We start from the raw sequence: 16034 nt of genomic DNA, 5'->3' as shown, positions 1-16034 counted from the left end.
TCACGCGTCGAGCATCGGCGCCGGGGCCTCCTCGCCCCGGAGGAAGGCGGCGAGCTCGGGCCACTCGCACGCGAGGTACTCGTACTGGGACTCCGAGCCCCGCGCGGGCCGCTGGGGCTGGACGCATTGCGGCTTGAGGGGCACGAGCTGCCCTCCCAGCCGGCTGCGCGCGAAGGCGTGGAGGACCGCCACCGCGTCCACGTCCGTCTCGGGCACGTCCTTGCGCGCGGTGCGCTGGATGCGCTTCACCGCCTCCACGTACCGGCCCTCGCGGCAGAGCATCACCGCCTGCGCCAGCAGCGCATGGTCCGTCTCGTCGAACATGGGGCGGCGGATGCGGCCCACCCACTCCCGGGCATCGTCCAGCTCTCCGTAGAGGGCGAGGATGACGGCCATCAGCGCGGGGACCTGGGCATCGCAGACCCTGGCATCCCTTCTCCTCCCGAGCCAGGTGGTCTTCTCTCCGAGGGCGAGGGCACGCTCGTAGTCACCCTGTCGGAAACAGGCGAGGGCGAGCGCGTAGTAGCCCCGGCCCCGCGCGATATGGCTTCCGGTGGACATCGCCACTTCCAGCGAGCGGATGGCCGCCTCGGGTCTGCCTGCCTGGAGCAACTCCCAACCCCGCCGCTCCAGCTGTCTCACCCGCCAGCCGAGCCAGTGGCGGAGGGCCAGGCCCACGAAGAAGACCCCCGCGAGGGCGATGGGCAGGGGAACCCGGGTCACCCCCAGGTCCACCTCGGAGGCATCGGCCAGGGAGCCCGGGCCGAGCAGCATGACGATGCCGCTGAAGCCGGTGAGCATCATCACGCTGGACAGGAGCCCCAGTCCGTTGAGCCGGGACTGGAGGAACGGGTCATTCGCGAACGACGGACGGATGGAAGGAGGCGTGAGTGTCATCATGCCCGGCCTTCGTGCAATGCCCGGCCCAGGGCGGACCCTCGTCTTTTCCGGTACCTGGCGCGTTCGCGCGTCCAGGGGCGGGATGCTCCGTCCGAGGGCGACGACGGCGGGCCCGTCGTTGGACCCAGGAGCAGGGGCCATGAGGGGAGGGGGCCTGGGCGGGGAGGGGCGGATCCGTTTGAATGCGGACGCCCGCGGCCCGTCAGAGTGGGCAGATGCAGCAAGGACATAGTCCAGAAGGATGACTCCCATGAAGGCCCTGTTCGTCGCTCTCACGCTCCTGACCGCCGTTGCCGCCTCCGCCCAGACCGCCCCCACCCTCGCGCCTCCTCCGGGCCAGCCCACCGGCAACGCGCCTCCGACCTCCAACGAGTTCCGGGGCCGGGGTGACGACCGGGGTGGCGACGCCGACGAGTTCCGCGAGTACCGCCGCGGCCGCCGTGGCACCCTGGTGGTGCTCGAGCGCGAGGACCTGGAGCAGCGCCTCGCGGACCTGGAGGACCTGCTGGGTCAGGCCTTCGAGAGCAGCAAGCGCGGCAACGGCGGCAAGGCGAAGATCCGCGCCGCCTACGAGGAGCTGAAGGACCTGCGCGAGCTGGTCGCCGATGCCCCCGAGCTGCGGGGCTCGGGCCGGGGTGGGGGGTATGGCAACCCGGGGCCGATTCCGCCCCCGGCTCCCGCCTACCAGCCCATCGCCGAGGGCAAGCTGCAGAAGATCATGGGCGCCATGTCCCGTGAGCCCTTCGCCGAGGACAAGATGAACGTCCTGCAGGATGCCGTCGGTACCCACTACTTCCTCGTCGGCCAGGTGCAGCAGGTGCTCAACCAGTTCCAGTTCTCGCAGGACAGGCTGAAGGCGGTGCGGGTGCTGTGGTCGCGCGTGCTCGACCGGGACAACGGCTTCCAGCTCTACAACTCCTTCCAGTTCTCCAACGACAAGGCCGAGCTGAAGCGCATCCTCTCCAACTGAGGCTCGGGTCCGACGGGCCCTCCAGGGGCCGGGCTCGCGGGGCGGCAATGCCCCTCGGGTCCGGCCCTTTGTGTTTGAATGGCCCGCGATGCGCTCCCGCACCCGCAGAGCGACGCTCCTGGTCTTCCTCGGCGGACTGCTGCTCGTGGGGGTGCTCGCCGTCCCGCATTACCTCCGGGGCCTGTCCCTGGTGGCTCGCGCCGCGGGCATGCGGGACGGTCTGGCCGGGCGCGTCTCCCGCTGGGGCACCGGCCCCGTCTCCGAGGAGGACGTGCGGATTCCCTCCCGCCACGGCGCCCTGCGCGCCCGCCTCTTCCGTCCCGGGAGTCCTCGGGGACGCACGGTGCTGCTGACCCCCGGCGTGCACGCGGATGGCATCGACGAGCCCCGGCTGGTGAAGCTCGCCCGGGACTTGTCCGCCGGAGGGCTCACCGTCCTCACCCCCGAGCTGCCCGACCTCCTGAGCTACCGCATCACCCCGCGCGAGCCGGACATGCTCGAGGACGCCGCGCTCTGGGCCTCCGCTCGCCCGGAGCTCGCGCCCGATGGCCGGGTGGGCCTCATGGGCATCAGCTTCTCCGGTGGGCTCTCGCTCGTCGCCGCCGGGCGGCCCTCGCTCGCTGGCAGGGTCGCCTTCGCGTTCTCGTTGGGCGGGCATGGCGAGCTGTCACGCGTGCTCGCCTTCCTGTGCACGGGGGTCGAGCCCGGAGGCCAGCACCGCAGGCCCCATGACTACGGCGTGGCCATCATCCTGCTCAACGTGGCCCACCTGGTGGTCCCCGCCGGGCAGGTGGAGACGCTGCGCGCGGGTATTCTTACCTTCCTGCGCGCCTCGCACCTCACCCTGCGGGACATGCGCCAGGCCGAGGAGACCTTCGCAGAGTCCCGGCGCCTGCAGGCGGAGATGCCCGAGCCCGCCGCCACCTTCATGAAGTATGTGAATGAACGGGACGTGGCCACGCTCGGGCCGCTGCTGCTGCCGCACGCGAAGGTCTACGCCAGCGACCCGGCGCTCTCGCCCGAGCAGTCGCCCGCCACCTCCGCGCCCGTATATCTGCTGCACGGCACGGAGGACTCCGTCATCCCCGCCATCGAGTCCGTGCTCCTCGCACGCTGGCTGGCGCCCCGGACCGAGGTGCGGCTGTTGCTCTCACCCCTCATCTCCCACGCCGAGCTCGAAGGGCTGAAGGACGTGGATGATGTCTGGCGGCTCGTCGCCTTCTGGGCACGGCTGCTGGATGCGTAGGGCACACGCCATCGTGTCGCTCCGGGTGTGCTCGCGGCCTCTTCGTCTTCTCATCCCTGATGTGTGGTGATTCTCGACTTGTTCCGCAATGGAAGACAGCAGTGGATGGCTTTGAAATGAGTATTATTCTGCATTCCCTGGCTTTCGCCCCAGGCATGTAATGGCTGTTATTCCACACGCGAAAATGACGAAACCTACAATTGTTCACTCTTGAAATTTCTCTGCCAGATTGGTGAGTATTCACCCGCAGTGGAGCGAGGGAGAGCACTTGAAACGTTCGTATACAGCAGTGTTGGCTGTGTCGAGTTGTCTGCTCTTGACTGCGTGTGAAGCCCCTGGGGACGAAGGCAAACAAGAGGGGCCGCAAGTCATCCAATCCGTATCCAAGGAGTCTTCACCAGCAGGGGGGGCGGCATTTGGCCCCATCGAGATACAGCCTGGCGAGACGCTCGAGGACACGGCGTCAGCCGTGGAGGAGCTTCCCTTCGGTTTTGCCCAGCGAGAAGAAGATGAGTCCCCGCTGCTCGCCACACCCGAGCCGGCGCTCATGCCGCTGGCCACGGCGGATGGGGGAGTCATCGAGCTGGAGCCCAATGTCATCAATGGCACCGTGAAGCTGACCAATGAGAACCCGGAGATCCTCGCCCTGCTGGGGGCGGATCCGTGGCACACGGCCGGCGCTTCCTCGAGCTCCAACATCGCATCCGTTTCCGCCAGCAGCACCCGGCCGGCTGGATACAGCGCCGCGACCAATTATACGACATTCAAGAGTCCCTCGACGTATGACTTCACGCTGCTCGTCGAGTCCAGCGCGGGAGGAGAGGCGGGGGTGTCCTATAACGTCACGGCCAGACGTGGCGGCTATACCTTGCCCGTCGCCTCTGGAGTCGTGGTCCGGCCTCGCCAGACACCGCCCAACCCCACCGAGCTCACCATCGAGTCCTGCATTGGTGTGGTGCAGTTCGAGTTTGGCACGGATGCGGCCTGTACGACGCCGTCTCCCGCCTTCGCTACCGCATCGCTCAAGAGTGGTAGCGTATTCCGCGTGCCGGGACAGCAGCGCTTCGCGACATACATCACGGGGGGCGCGAGCCTGAACACCACCCTGTACTACAGCGTGTTGGGCGAGGACGGGCGTCTCTATGCATTCGGGAGGCCCGTGACCGCGACCGCGGCATGTGACGAGGTCGTCCGTATCTGCACACCCATTTCGGACAAGCTCGTTCAGGGGCCGCAGGGCAATATCACCGGCCCTTGGGAGATCAGTGGAGAGACCTTGGTCTACATGCGTGATCTCAGGGCCACCTACCAGGCGCTGCCCTCCATCACTCGTCGAAACCTCAGCAGTACGAGCCTGACATCACCCGTGAGCGCTCCAGGCTCATGGTGGACCATGAATCCTACCCTGGATGAGGGAGAATGGTCGCTCCAGGGCTGGGGTTACCTGCGTAGCGGCCGCGAGTTTACCCGCTTCGCCACGCCGTCCCTCTCTCCATCGACGCCTGCGGGTCCTGTCACGGTCATCGCGGACCAGACCACACCCGTGACCCGGGTGGTTGAGGGCGAGACGCGGCATGCCTTCTCCATGCGGCCCGCCTACTTTCATGGCGCCGTCCGGCTGGCGGATCCCTCCATTCCCCTGAACCCCTCTTCCTACAGCACCCTCGAGTCGCTCTGGTTCGATGCGGATCAGGACTCGAATAAAGATGGCATCCCGAATACTCCGGAGAACTTCGGTCTCAGGGGAACCTTCCTGAACGCGTCGGCTTCAGGCGGATACTCCTACACGTCCTTCCCCCGCAAGTTCGAACGGAGCCGTGGGGAACTGGACTCCACCTACGAGCAGGTGCTCCCCAATCCGTATGATCTGCCGCACACGTGGACCCAGCAGAACCTGAGCCTCCGCTTCTGGACGCAAGACGCCTCGTTCAGGACCCGGCCCGGGATGTATGACGAGGCGCGCTTCCGGTATGGCTCCCTGTCAATCTACCAGCCGGCGAACCGTTCCGCGCTGCTTGGCGCGGAGCAGCGCAAGCGCATCGACCATGAGTACTGTTTCAACGAAGTACAACTCAAGTATTCGACTCCGCTGGGGCGCCTCTACAATCCCTGGGCGGATGTCGCCTCCGGCTCCTTCAGTGGAAAGGACTGGATGGGGATCTCGCGCGCCTACGCGGTCGCAGGCCAGTTCTACGGTGTCCCGGCCATCTGGGGATACACGCCGATGGTCACGGAGCCTCAGACGGAGGGCTCCGTGTCGATGGTGCTTCCTCAGGGGACCTACTCGCTCAAGCCGGGCGCCTACCTGATGAGCGACAGCGGGGCGGTGAATACGGCGAACTTCGCTCCGGTCAGTGTGACGCTGGGATGTGGGCAGCGGGTGAAGATCGTTCCGCCGCTCTCGGTGAGCATCACCTCCGCCTCGGGTTGTGCCGCCGGCCCGAGGATTCCCGTCTCGGGCGTGGTGAAGAGCAGGCCCGCCGTCGTGGACCGCATCTGGTACAAGCTCAACGACGGCCCCGAGGTCATTGTCTGCACCAACTGTGGGCTCGATCCAGCCTATTCCTTCCCGATCGAGCTGCGGAGCTGCCACAACACCCTCCAGGTGTTCGCCCACTCCGAGGGAATGCCCGAGCCGGCCGTTGGCTCCGCGGATTTCGTCTGGGATGACCCGGCCGATGGACCGAGCTGTGCCGGCAACTGCGTCAACCGCCCGCCCGTGGCCCGTTGCCGCAATGTCACCATCGCGGCCGACTCGTCCTGCAGGGGGTGCACCTCCGTGGATGATGGCTCGTATGACCCAGACGAGACCGACACGCTGAGTTGCGTGCAGACGCCGGATTGTCCCTATGCGCTCGGCTCGCAGAAGGTGACCCTGACCTGTACGGACGGCTTCGGTCTCTCCTCTTCCTGCCAGTCCACCGTCACGGTCGAGGACGTGACGCCTCCGGCGCTCACGTGCCCGGCGGAGACTCCGGTGCTCGAGTGCCGTGAGGGCAGTGCCGTGGCCACCTATTCCACCTCTGTCACCGACAACTGTGGTGGAGTTTCCACCCGGTGCGAGCCCCCCTCGGGCTCCACCTTCCCGTTGGGTACTTCCGCGGCGAGCTGTGTCGCCACCGACGGCGCGGGCAACACGGCGCGCTGCAACATCCCCGTCACCGTTGAGGACCATCAGCCGCCCGCCCTGTCCTGCCCGGCTCCCGTGACCGCCGAGTGTGTGGCTGGAGGCGCCCGCTTGCGGCCGCCCGCCGCCACGGCGAGTGATACCTGCTCCCTGGCGCACGTCTCCCAACCGCCCGAGGCTTCCTTCCCACTGGGCTCCACGCCCGTGGCCTACACCGCCACGGACACGTCCGGGCTTCAGGCGCGGTGCACCTCGTCCGTCGACGTCGTCGACACCCAGGCGCCGACGCTGGTGCTCAACGGGCCCGGTGTCGTCACCCTGGGCTGTGATCCGGGACGTCCGTATGTCGAGCAGGGAGCCACCGCCTCGGATGTCTGCGCGGGAGAGCTCTCCTCCCAGGTGAGGATCTCCGGTGTCGTCGATACCACCACCGAGGGCCGCTACACCCTCACCTATGCGGTGACGGATGGGGCCGGCCACGAGGCCTCCGCGACGCGCGAGGTGAACGTGGTGGCGGGCCCGGGCATCTGCCCGGCGGCGGGGATGTGGTCCTCCACCGGTCGTATGGCCAGTGAGCATCTGTTGCACACCACCACCCTGCTGCCTTCCGGCAAGGTGCTCGTGGTGGGTGGCTTCGTCTGGTCCACCGAGCTGTACGAGCCGGCCACGGGCGCCTGGACTGCCACGGGCAACGCCATCGCCACCCACCGAGAGCACACCGCCACCCTGCTGGCGGATGGCCGGGTGCTCGTCGCGGGCGGTGAAGGCAGCGCGTCCGGTGCGTTCTGCGAGCTGTATGACCCGGCCGTCGGCACGTGGTTGTCCACCGCTCCCATGAGTTCGGCCCGGCGGCACCACACGGCTACCCTGCTGCCCGACGGCCGGGTACTCGTCACGGGTGGCACCAACGATGGTGGACTCACGCAGTCCTCGGCCGAGCTGTACGACCCGGTTTCCAACACCTGGCATCCCACCGGTGCGATGGCCACCGCCCGCGCCCATCACACCGCGACACTCCTGCCCGGTGGCAGGGTGCTGGTGGCGGGGGGCAGTGATGCGCGCGGGGTGTTCCTCTCGTCGGCCGAGCTGTACGACCCGGCCACCGGGACCTGGACGACCGTGGGTGGAATGACCACGGCCCGGCGCCATCACACCGCGACGCTCCTGCCCGATGGCAGAGTGCTCGTCACCGGTGGCGGGAGCAGCCATGCGCTCAGCAACACGACCGAGCTGTATGACCCGGCTTCCGGAAGCTGGACCGCCGCCGAGCCCATGGGCAAGGCCCGGCGCTATCACACCGCGACCGTGCTGCCGGATGGACGGGTGCTCGTCGTTGGAGGGTACAGTGACTACGATGGCATCCACACCTCGGCGGAGGTGTACAGCGCCAATGCCTGTGGCTCCGGCTGGTGCCCGGCCGGCAACAAGGCCGTGGATACCTACGAGCACACGGCCACGTTGCTTCCCGATGGCCGGGTCCTCGTGACGGCGAGTGTCAGCAATCGCGATCAGACCTCGGCCGAGCTGTATACGCCGTGAGGTCCCTCGGAGGGGCCGGGATGGGACCCTCCGAGAACGGGAAGAGAAGAATGAAGGCCCCGGTCTCCAGGGAGGGGGACCGGGGTCCGCCAGGCGTCAGGCCGGGCTCACAGGCCCAGCAGCTCGCGAATCTGGCCGAGCATCTCCTCCTCGGAGATGTGCACCTCGGCGTCGCTCCCGATGAGCGTGCGCGCCGTCGCGAGCACCTCGTCCGGATGCTGGCGCAGCAGGCCCAGGTTCGGCGCCGGCAGGGGCTCGCCCAGCTCCAGGCATCGCTCCAGCCGCTGCAGCTCCGCCAGCGGTACCTTCCACCGCTGCGCCGCGCCGATGAGCGCATGCGCCTCGCTCGGCTTGAGCTCGTCGTCACTCCAGGCCACGTGCAGCAACAGCTTGAGCAGCTCGATGTAGAAGCGGTCGTCGATCGGTGTCGTCATCCCGGTGTCGTCTCCACCCCCGAGCGTCGCCCGTTCCCGGGTCTCCGTCCACGGACAAGACGTCTGCTTCGATAGGGGGGATGCAGGCGAGCCGCCCGGCTACGCGCCCTGCCAGGTGAAGCGGAAGGGCGTGCCGCACCCGCCCCTCCGGCACCGGAAGAGGTAGCCCCGGCCGTTGTCCCCGAAGGCCAGCCCGAAGGGCATCGCCGCGAGCTGGGCCAGGAAGCGCATGGGCTCGCCACAGCACTCCGGCGTGGCATCCCCGTTCACCCAGCCGGCCACTCCGCCCACCTTGCTCTCGGGCGCCTCCTCCAGGGCCCGGTCCAGCGCGGCGAGCTGCTCGTCCGTGGCCTCGTTGACGTCCACCGAGAGCGCCTCGGTGTCCTCCTCGGCCGGGGCCAGGCCCAGGCTCCATTCCGCGTACGGCACGCCCGTGGGCCGCGCTCCCTCCACCGAGGCCGTGCCCGGCTCCACCGCCACCACCGCGTTGGCTCCCGCGTGCGCGTCCCACCGCTCACAGACGGTGTCCGGGTTCTCGCACTGGAAGACGTACACCGCGGCGGAGGGTGACAGGTCCAGACGCCCGGGCACGTGCGGCAGTTGGAAGAGGAAGCGCATGGGCTCGCCGCATGTGGCGCAGGCCGGCCAGTGCACGGCGCCCACGGGCTCCGGTGCGCCGCCCACCTTCGCGAGCGGCACGTCCGAGGCCCCGGGGACCAGTGCCCACAATGGAGAGACAGTGGCCATCACGTGCGCAGGTTACTCCCTCTCCCGGAGGGCGAGGGGAAATCAGAAGTCCGCGATGCGCTGGGCCAGCGAGGCGTCGTCCACGAAGGGGTTGCGGTTGCCCTGGTACTTCTCGATGGCGCCGTTGCGCGTCAGCTCCGCGGCGTCCACCGTGTCCTGCACGTTCCACTTCTTCAGCACCGCCTCCTCGGCCGGCGGAATCGCCTTGCCGTACACCGTGGAGAAGTAGAACAGCGCCCGCGCCACGTTGCCCTTGTGCTCGGGGGGCGGCTCGAACACCGTGCGGCCCTCGGCGTCCGTGCCCAGCTTCGCCCCGCTCGGGCTGCTCCACTTCACCTTCCGCACCTCGCCGAACGGATGGCTGCTGCGCTGGCTGTTCGCCTTGCTGTCCGTGGGGAACAGGTGGTGCAAGTCACTCTTCGCCGCCCCCGTCGCGCCCTTCGACTGCGGCCACGTGTGCTCCACGTTCATGTCCGAGCTGTTGGGAATCTTGTTCGTCTTCAGCTCGCGGCCCGTGTACACGCACTTCACCTTCCCCTCGTGGTTGTCCAACGCGGTGAAGATGACCTTGCGCGCCTGGTTGTAGCCGAGGTCCTTGTGCTTCGCCGCCGCCTCATGCAGCGCCTGGATGAGCGCCTTGTCCTTCAACCCCTCGTCGCGCGGCGGCTGGCTCGGGGTCTCGAAGACGTCGCCTCCCCCCTGGGGCGCGCGCGGTGCCGGGCTCGCCCCTCGGCGGGCCTCGGCCGGGGCGGCCGGGACGAAGGGCGGGGGGCGGACGGTGGCGGCGGTCGAGCGGACAAGCATGGGTCGATTCCCCGTAAATGGACCTACATCGGCCCAGGTACGCCCATATTGTCGTCGATGTGCGCCAGGAGTTGCGTGCGGGGGCGCGATGGGCTGCTAACCTTCGTCCATGCCCTCCATTGATCGTCCTGAGAACCCTCCCGGAGCCGAGGATGTGAGCGTGACGCGGCCCTACGCGCACGCGCCAGGGGCTCCGGAAGCGACGGCCGTCCGGCGCTTCCTGCTCACCGTGGTGGAGGGGCCCGGAGTGGGGACCGTCTGGGACTCGGTGTCCGATGCGTGCTCCATCGGCTCGCACCCGAGCAACGACTTCAACCTGGATGATCCCACGGTGTCGCGCTTTCACTGCGAGATTCGCGTGGGCCCCAAGGGCGCGCGGGTGAAGGACCTGGACAGCACCAACGGCGTCATCCTCGATGGCGTGCAGGTGGCCGAGGGGTACCTGCGCGGCGGCAGTCTCTTGCGCCTGGGCCGCGTGGTGGTGCGCTTCGACTACAGCACGGACAGCAACCGGCTGCCGGTGTCCGAGCGCACGCGCTTCGGCTCGCTGGTGGGCACCTCGGTGCCGATGCGCATGTGCTTCGCGCTGCTGGAGCGCGCGGCGGCCCGCGACGTGACGGTGCTGCTCGAGGGCGAGACGGGCACGGGCAAGAGCCAGGCGGCGCAGGCCATCCACCAGGAGAGCGCCCGCCGCGACAAGCCCTTCCTCACGGTGGACTGCGGCGCCATTCCCGCGGACCTGCTGGAGAGCGAGCTGTTCGGCCACGAGAAGGGGGCCTTCACCGGCGCGGCCCAGCGGCGCATCGGCGCCTTCGAGGAGGCGCACGGAGGTACCGTCTTCCTGGACGAGATTGGCGAGCTGCCCGCGGAGTTGCAGCCCAAGCTGCTGCGCGTGCTGGAGGCGCGGGAGTTCCGCCGCGTGGGCACCAACGCCTACGTGCCGGTGGACGTGCGCATCATCGCCGCCACGAACCGGGACCTGCGCGCCGAGGTGAACGCGGGCCGGTTCCGCTCGGACCTCTTCTTCCGGCTGGCGGTGCTGCGCATTCCGCTGCCGCCGGTGCGCCAGCGGCCCGAGGATCTGCGCTTCCTCGTGGAGCAGATTCTCGACTCGTTGGGGGCGGATCCGGAGCGGACGAAGGCGCTGCGCGAGCCCGGCTTCATCGCGAGGTTGGAGCAGGCCGCGTGGCCGGGCAACGTGCGCGAGCTGCGCAACTACCTGGAGCGGTGCCTCGTGTTCGAGGACACCCTGGCGCTGTCGGACATGGTGCCGCCGGGCAGCCGCTTCGAGGTGGATCCGAAGGTGCCCTACGCCGAGGCGAGGCGGCTGGCCCTGGACGACTTCGAGCGGCGCTACCTGCGCGCGCTGCTGGAGCTGCACCAGGGCAAGGTGTCCCAGGCGGCCAGCGGCGCGGACATGGACCGCGTGTACCTCTACCGCCTGCTGCGGCGGCACGGCATCAAGTGAGCTTCCCCCGGGCCGCTCAGTCTGGTGGCTCCAGGTAGTTGCCATCGCCGTCGTTGATGGCGTCCAGCGCGCGTCCCTCGCACTCCTCGGGGCGCGCGGTGGCCTTGCCTCCGGCGGTGGGGGCGTCCTCCGTTCCTCGGGCCTCGCCCGCCTGCTCCCGTGCCCGCAGGGCCGCGAGCGAGCTCGCTTCGTCGGGCTTCGGACCCTTGAGGGCCTTGCGCGCGTTCACCTCGTCAGAGGTCGGTCCAACCAGGGCCCCCGTGGCGTCCCATCCTGCCTCCAGGTCGTCCCACTCGTTGTCCGGGTCCGTCATGGCCGTACTCCTCTCGCCAGCTCAACCCTTGTAGGCTGCGCACGGCGGGGAGGGCTCACAGGTCAGTGGGAGGGGCTGGCTCCAGGCTCGAAGAGGAGAGCAGCGCTGGCCTGCTCGCTCGCTTCTGGCGCAACACCCGCTCAGACTTCCGTGAAACGTGTGCCCGTCACGCCAGCCATCTCCATGGCCTTCTTGATTCGCTCCGAAACGATGATGGAGACCGGCCAGCCCCAGGGACGGAAGATCTCGGCATTCCCCACCTGGCTCGGGTCAATCCTCAGACCGACCACCTTGTAATACTCGCCAATCCCTTCCTCGTATCCTTCCTCCGCGGTGCGATAACCCACCTCTTCACATCGGGCATCGTCGATACACCGGATCGTTCGGAGCAGGTTCACGATGTAGTGACGCTCCGGATGGCCGTCGATCGTGACGGGGAAGAGCTGCATCTGGTCCTGGATGCCAAGCTGCTCGAAGAGTGTCTTGACCCTGTCGTGAATGACGGTGACACCGAGCGCGGTGGTCGAGAAATCCAGGGCACGCCCTTGCTTGTACATGCCCATCCGAACGGGCAGATGGATGGAGAGCGGAAGACCTTTCGAGAAGTGCCCGTTCCAGATCTCCTGGCCACTCCCATCCATCGGGTCGCCGAGCTCCCAGCGGTCCCGGATGCCCATGTCGTTTTCCAGCTCGAAATAGTTCTGCATACAATCCAAACAACCACGGCGGGGTATGTTTCCTCACGGCTTGGGCTTCGGGTCTTCCTCTGGCGCCGCCATGACGAGGGTGTGCTCATGCGGCAGCTTGCCCAGGCCCGCGAGCATCCAATACTCCTCCACGCTGCGCACGGTGGCGATGACCTCTGGCTTGCCCTTCTTCTTCACCACGACCGCGCCCACCGTCCCCGGCTCCGCCTCCAGGAGCGCCCAGAACGCGGCCCGTTGCTCGGGCGTCGGCTCCGACCGGATGCGCTGTACGATCATCACCACCAAGATCGCCGCGCAAGCCGCTATCAAGGCCAGACTTGGCCAGCTGATGGGCCCTGGAAGCTTCTGGCGGATGCTCAGGTCGATCCAGAGCGCGGAGACAATCCCGAAGGCCACGACCCACACCCCCAATCCGATCACCCAGAGAGGGAGGGGCTTTTTCTTGGTGATTTTCTCCATTGGCTTCACCCGCCCCTCAACGGCCACTTCCTGGCGGAGCCTCCAGGTTATTGCGGATGCCCTGCTCCACCTGTTCGCCGGTCAGTGCGTCCACGAGATAATACCCGCCGAAGCCAATGATGAATCCCACCGTATTTCCCAGCAGGGGAACCTCTGTTCCCCAGATGGCGCCCACGACCCCCGCCGCGATGGCGGAACTGAGGCTGCCAGAGACAAAAGCCCGCGTTCCTGTCGCGACGTAGTCCGTACCGCTGTGCTCTTCATCGTCGAGCGCGAGCGAGGTCATCGTGAAGATGGGGGCTGCCAGCGCGCCTCCCGCGAATCCACCCACTGCCCGGCCCGTACCCGTCGCCAGCCGGACACTCGTGCCCTGGCTGACGAGTCTGCGCGCTAGCGCACTGCCTGCGTTGGCCGTGACGAGATTCTGGGTAGCACCACCTACCAGCCCTGATGTTCCCCCCGCGGCGCCAGCCTTGGTGAGTGACGGCAATGGATCCTCTGGTGGTTCATAGTAGACGTGAACGGCTTCACAAAGCACGGAAACCACTGCGCCACCCACCGAGCCCCGCCCGCCCGCGATACCGGACGCCACGGCGTTTCCGCGGACCCCACCCCCATGGCGCGCCACGAGGAGGAGCTCCGGGAAGACCCAGCGGTTGACCTCCGCGGGTGTCATGTGGGGATTGGCGACGGCCACCTGCTGGCGGAACCGCTCCAACTGCATGAGGTGCTGGGAGGTGATGTTGTTGCTGGTGATGTAGACGGCGATCTTCTCCCTCACGGAGGAGAGCGCGGCCTCCGCCTGCCGGCGCACGTCGTCCGGAGACCCCGAGCCCCGGCGGGTGTTCTCCAGGTTCTGATAGGCGCGGTACACCGTCCCGCCAATCCGCACCGGTTCCGCCTCCAGCAGCTTGTCCGCCACTTCGCGGTATGAGCGCTTGCGGTAGTTGCCGGGGTCGCGCAGCGCGGCCCGGAACGGCTCCACATGCTCCTCATTCACCGAAAGGTACCCGTTGCGCAGCATCAAGGCGCGGCCCTCGTCCGCCGGACGCTGGGGGTACAGGGCCGTTCGCGCCCGCTCCCAGGTCGTCGGGCGCAGGCCCACGATGTCGCGCAGCCCCCGCAGGTACGTCTCGAATGGATCTCCCCGGCCATCCGCCGGGCGTATGCTCGTCTTCACGGAATTCAGGCCGCCCCGGTGGTCGCGCAGATCGAAGATGGGGTGATTGGGGCGCACGGCATTGAGGTCCTGCTGGGCAATCATCCCCCCGTGCCGGGCCGAGAGTTCGCCGAGGTTGCCGCGCCAGTCGCTCCGGGAGAGCCGAGTCGTACCCGGGTCCAGGGAGAATGCTCCCGGCGCATGCCGCTCGAAAGCGGGCAGTGAATGCAGGGTGGAAAGATAGCCCGACAGGGCCGAGCCCGGCACCACTGGGATGGAGTTGCGCCACAGTAACTGCTCGAGCCGAGCGCGGGTGAGGACATGATCGGAGGTGTCCTGGCGCTCCCCGGGCGGGACCTTGACGACGGCCAGCGCCGCGCCCTGGGGGACGAGTTTGAAGGACTCGCCGGAAATGGGCAGGGGCGGGGCTCTTCCGGGCCGTACCGGGGACTTCGGAGCCGTGCCCTTCTTCGACGGAGCCGTCATGCGCGCGCCTCCAGCGCCGCCATCATTCTCATGGGCGCTTCATCGGGAGCATAGCCGAACAGCGAGGGCCCTGTTTCCCTGGCATTCCTTCTGGCGCATTGTCGCCTGCTCGTGCTCGACACCTTGTCAGAGCAGTGGAGTCAGAGGAGGCGGCGGGGGGACGGGGCATCTCCTCGACGGCGTGACGTTCCCGTAGCCCAGCCGGTAGCCCGCTTCCGTTCAACACCGTCTCACGCCGCGTGCCGGGTGACGTGGCACAGGCCCTCGCGGCCCGGGAGCACCTTCACCTGGAAGGTGTCCCGCAACCCCGCGAGTGCCGCCTCCGTCACCACCACGCCCCTCCCCGGATGTCCCCCCGTCCACGCCGACAACCTCAGCAGCCGGCCTCCCCCCAGCGCTGGCCTGCCGCTCGCGTCCGGGCGCAGCGTCGCCGTGTCCAGGTGCAGCGTGGGCGTCAGCCGCACCCGTGCCGTTCCCTCTCCCCGGTCGGGCTCCTCCGCCAGCGCCAGCGCCAGCTCCAGCACCCGTCTCCGTGCCTCCCGTTCGGCGTCCGCCTCGTCCGGCAGCGCCGCCACCCCCAACAGGAAGCTGCTCCCCTCCACCATCACCTTCAGCCCCACCGCGTCCGCCCGCTCGCGCGCGTGCTCCATCAACGCGTCCACCGCGTCCATCGTGGCGTCGTCCACCATCACCCCCATCCTCGCCTCCACGTACAACCCCAGCGCCCTCACCTGCGTCGACCGGCCCTGGCCCTCCCCCCGCACCGCGCGCCGCAGCTCCACCAGCACCGCGTCCACGTCCGCGTAGCGGTCCTCCCGCTTCTTCTCCAGGCACCGCCCCACCACCGCGTCCAGCGCCGCCGGCACCGGCGCCCGCTCGCTCACCCTCGGCACCGGCGCGTGCAGGTGCTGCTCCTCCAGCTCCACCTGCGTCGTCCCCTGGAACGGCGGCTGTCCCGTCACGAGCTGGTACAGCAGCACCCCCAGCCCATACAGGTCCGTCCGCGCGTCCGGCGTCTCCCCTCGAATCTGCTCCGGCGCCATGCTCAGCGGCGTGCCCAGCACCATCCCCGTGCTCGTCATCACCGCGCCCGGGTGCTCCTCCGGCGCCAGCAGCTTCGCCACCCCGAAGTCCACCAGCTTCACCCGCGGGCCCCCTTCCCCCGCCAGCACCACCACGTTCTGCGCCTTCAAATCCCGGTGCACCACCCCCGCCCCGTGCGCCGCCTTCAACGCCGAGCCCACCTGCTCCAGCAGCTCCAACGCCTCCCGCGCCGAGTAGGGCCCTCGCGCCGAAAGCTCCGCCGCCAGGTCCCTCCCCTCCAGCCACTCCATCGCGATGAAGGGCCGCCCGTCCGCCAGCGTCCCGTGCTCCAGCACGTCGACGATGTGCCGGTGCCTCAGCCGCTTCAGCGTCTCCGCCTCCTGCTGGAAGCGGCGCAGCGCACTGCGCGCGGCGGCGAACTGCGGGTGCATCACCTTGAGTGCCGCGGGGGCGCCGCTGCGCGCCTCCTTCGCCCGGTAGAGCGTCGAGACGCTGCCCCGGTACCGCGTGCCCTCCACGATGTAGCCCCCCACCTGGGCCCCCGGCGACAGCTCCTCGCCGTACAGCGACCAGGCCCGGGCCTCGCTGGCTCGAGGCGCACCGCGGGAATCGTCCTGACCGTCCTTCATGC

General features: G+C 68.5%; 13 protein-coding genes. 4 read left to right on the top strand and 9 right to left on the bottom strand.

Annotated features, from left to right (window positions below; genetic code table 11):
- The gene (locus tag AC16DP_RS13030) at nucleotides 1–900 is read right to left on the bottom strand and encodes a tetratricopeptide repeat protein (RefSeq protein ID WP_329727975.1); all 900 of its coding nucleotides are present in this window, start codon (nucleotides 898–900) and stop codon (nucleotides 1–3) included.
- A gap of 250 nt (nucleotides 901–1150) precedes the next feature.
- Here AC16DP_RS13030 and AC16DP_RS13025 point away from each other — a divergent pair, with 250 nt between their 5' ends.
- From AC16DP_RS13025 to AC16DP_RS13015, 3 genes are all read left to right on the top strand, one after another.
- Nucleotides 1151–1870 carry a proline and serine-rich protein 1 family protein gene (locus AC16DP_RS13025; RefSeq protein ID WP_329727974.1) on the top strand — a complete coding sequence of 240 codons (720 nt, stop codon included), beginning with the start codon at nucleotides 1151–1153 and terminating at the stop codon, nucleotides 1868–1870.
- Between the two features lie 88 nt (nucleotides 1871–1958).
- Nucleotides 1959–3116 carry a dienelactone hydrolase family protein gene (locus AC16DP_RS13020; protein WP_329727973.1) on the top strand — a complete coding sequence of 386 codons (1158 nt, stop codon included), beginning with the start codon at nucleotides 1959–1961 and terminating at the stop codon, nucleotides 3114–3116.
- Between the two features lie 469 nt (nucleotides 3117–3585).
- Nucleotides 3586–7782: a Kelch repeat-containing protein gene (locus AC16DP_RS13015; protein ID WP_329727972.1), complete on the top strand. Its 4197-nt coding sequence runs from the start codon at nucleotides 3586–3588 to the stop codon at nucleotides 7780–7782.
- 107 nt (nucleotides 7783–7889) lie between these two features.
- Here the strand turns inward: AC16DP_RS13015 and AC16DP_RS13010 are convergent, their stop codons facing one another.
- The 3 genes from AC16DP_RS13010 to AC16DP_RS13000 form a co-directional block, all read right to left on the bottom strand.
- Nucleotides 7890–8216: a tellurite resistance TerB family protein gene (locus AC16DP_RS13010; RefSeq protein WP_329727971.1), complete on the bottom strand. Its 327-nt coding sequence runs from the start codon at nucleotides 8214–8216 to the stop codon at nucleotides 7890–7892.
- Nucleotides 8217–8315: 99 nt separating this feature from the next.
- Complete coding sequence (locus AC16DP_RS13005) at nucleotides 8316–8963, bottom strand: hypothetical protein (protein WP_329727970.1); 648 nt, start codon at nucleotides 8961–8963, stop codon at nucleotides 8316–8318.
- A gap of 42 nt (nucleotides 8964–9005) precedes the next feature.
- The gene (locus AC16DP_RS13000; RefSeq protein ID WP_329727969.1) at nucleotides 9006–9767 is read right to left on the bottom strand and encodes an endonuclease I family protein; all 762 of its coding nucleotides are present in this window, start codon (nucleotides 9765–9767) and stop codon (nucleotides 9006–9008) included.
- 109 nt (nucleotides 9768–9876) lie between these two features.
- Here AC16DP_RS13000 and AC16DP_RS12995 point away from each other — a divergent pair, with 109 nt between their 5' ends.
- Entirely contained in the window at nucleotides 9877–11235 is a 1359-nt protein-coding gene (locus AC16DP_RS12995) for a sigma 54-interacting transcriptional regulator (RefSeq protein ID WP_329727968.1), read from the top strand.
- 16 nt (nucleotides 11236–11251) lie between these two features.
- Here AC16DP_RS12995 and AC16DP_RS12990 read toward each other — a convergent pair whose 3' ends face one another.
- The 5 genes from AC16DP_RS12990 to AC16DP_RS12970 form a co-directional block, all read right to left on the bottom strand.
- The gene (locus AC16DP_RS12990; protein WP_329727967.1) at nucleotides 11252–11548 is read right to left on the bottom strand and encodes a hypothetical protein; all 297 of its coding nucleotides are present in this window, start codon (nucleotides 11546–11548) and stop codon (nucleotides 11252–11254) included.
- Nucleotides 11549–11688: 140 nt separating this feature from the next.
- Nucleotides 11689–12255: an imm11 family protein gene (locus AC16DP_RS12985; RefSeq protein WP_329727966.1), complete on the bottom strand. Its 567-nt coding sequence runs from the start codon at nucleotides 12253–12255 to the stop codon at nucleotides 11689–11691.
- A 33-nt stretch (nucleotides 12256–12288) separates the two neighbouring features.
- The gene (locus tag AC16DP_RS12980; RefSeq protein WP_329727965.1) at nucleotides 12289–12651 is read right to left on the bottom strand and encodes a hypothetical protein; all 363 of its coding nucleotides are present in this window, start codon (nucleotides 12649–12651) and stop codon (nucleotides 12289–12291) included.
- 79 nt (nucleotides 12652–12730) lie between these two features.
- Nucleotides 12731–14359 (bottom strand): hypothetical protein, encoded by a 1629-nt coding sequence (locus AC16DP_RS12975; protein ID WP_329727964.1) that lies wholly within the window; start codon nucleotides 14357–14359, stop codon nucleotides 12731–12733.
- A 230-nt stretch (nucleotides 14360–14589) separates the two neighbouring features.
- Nucleotides 14590–16032, bottom strand: coding sequence for a serine/threonine-protein kinase (locus tag AC16DP_RS12970; protein WP_329727963.1), 1443 nt, complete (start codon nucleotides 16030–16032; stop codon nucleotides 14590–14592).
- Between the last annotated feature and the right edge of the window lie 2 nt (nucleotides 16033–16034).

The sequence above is a fragment of the Archangium sp. genome, from assembly GCF_057119385.1.
Note: the sequence above shows the minus strand (reverse complement) of the source record. Positions and strands in the feature narration are given on the sequence as shown.

What these genes read in the sequence shown, in the direction of transcription:
- AC16DP_RS12995 (WP_329727968.1), top strand. Translation starts at nt 9,877, where the DNA reads ATGCCCTCCATTGATCGTCCTGAGAACCCTCCCGGAGCCGAGGATGTG.
- AC16DP_RS13020 (WP_329727973.1), top strand. Translation starts at nt 1,959, where the DNA reads ATGCGCTCCCGCACCCGCAGAGCGACGCTCCTGGTCTTCCTCGGCGGA.
- AC16DP_RS13030 (WP_329727975.1), bottom strand. Translation starts at nt 900, where the DNA reads ATGATGACACTCACGCCTCCTTCCATCCGTCCGTCGTTCGCGAATGAC.
- AC16DP_RS12970 (WP_329727963.1), bottom strand. Translation starts at nt 16,032, where the DNA reads ATGAAGGACGGTCAGGACGATTCCCGCGGTGCGCCTCGAGCCAGCGAG.
- AC16DP_RS12985 (WP_329727966.1), bottom strand. Translation starts at nt 12,255, where the DNA reads ATGCAGAACTATTTCGAGCTGGAAAACGACATGGGCATCCGGGACCGC.
- AC16DP_RS12975 (WP_329727964.1), bottom strand. Translation starts at nt 14,359, where the DNA reads ATGACGGCTCCGTCGAAGAAGGGCACGGCTCCGAAGTCCCCGGTACGG.
- AC16DP_RS13025 (WP_329727974.1), top strand. Translation starts at nt 1,151, where the DNA reads ATGAAGGCCCTGTTCGTCGCTCTCACGCTCCTGACCGCCGTTGCCGCC.
- AC16DP_RS13000 (WP_329727969.1), bottom strand. Translation starts at nt 9,767, where the DNA reads ATGCTTGTCCGCTCGACCGCCGCCACCGTCCGCCCCCCGCCCTTCGTC.
- AC16DP_RS13005 (WP_329727970.1), bottom strand. Translation starts at nt 8,963, where the DNA reads ATGGCCACTGTCTCTCCATTGTGGGCACTGGTCCCCGGGGCCTCGGAC.
- AC16DP_RS12990 (WP_329727967.1), bottom strand. Translation starts at nt 11,548, where the DNA reads ATGACGGACCCGGACAACGAGTGGGACGACCTGGAGGCAGGATGGGAC.
- AC16DP_RS13010 (WP_329727971.1), bottom strand. Translation starts at nt 8,216, where the DNA reads ATGACGACACCGATCGACGACCGCTTCTACATCGAGCTGCTCAAGCTG.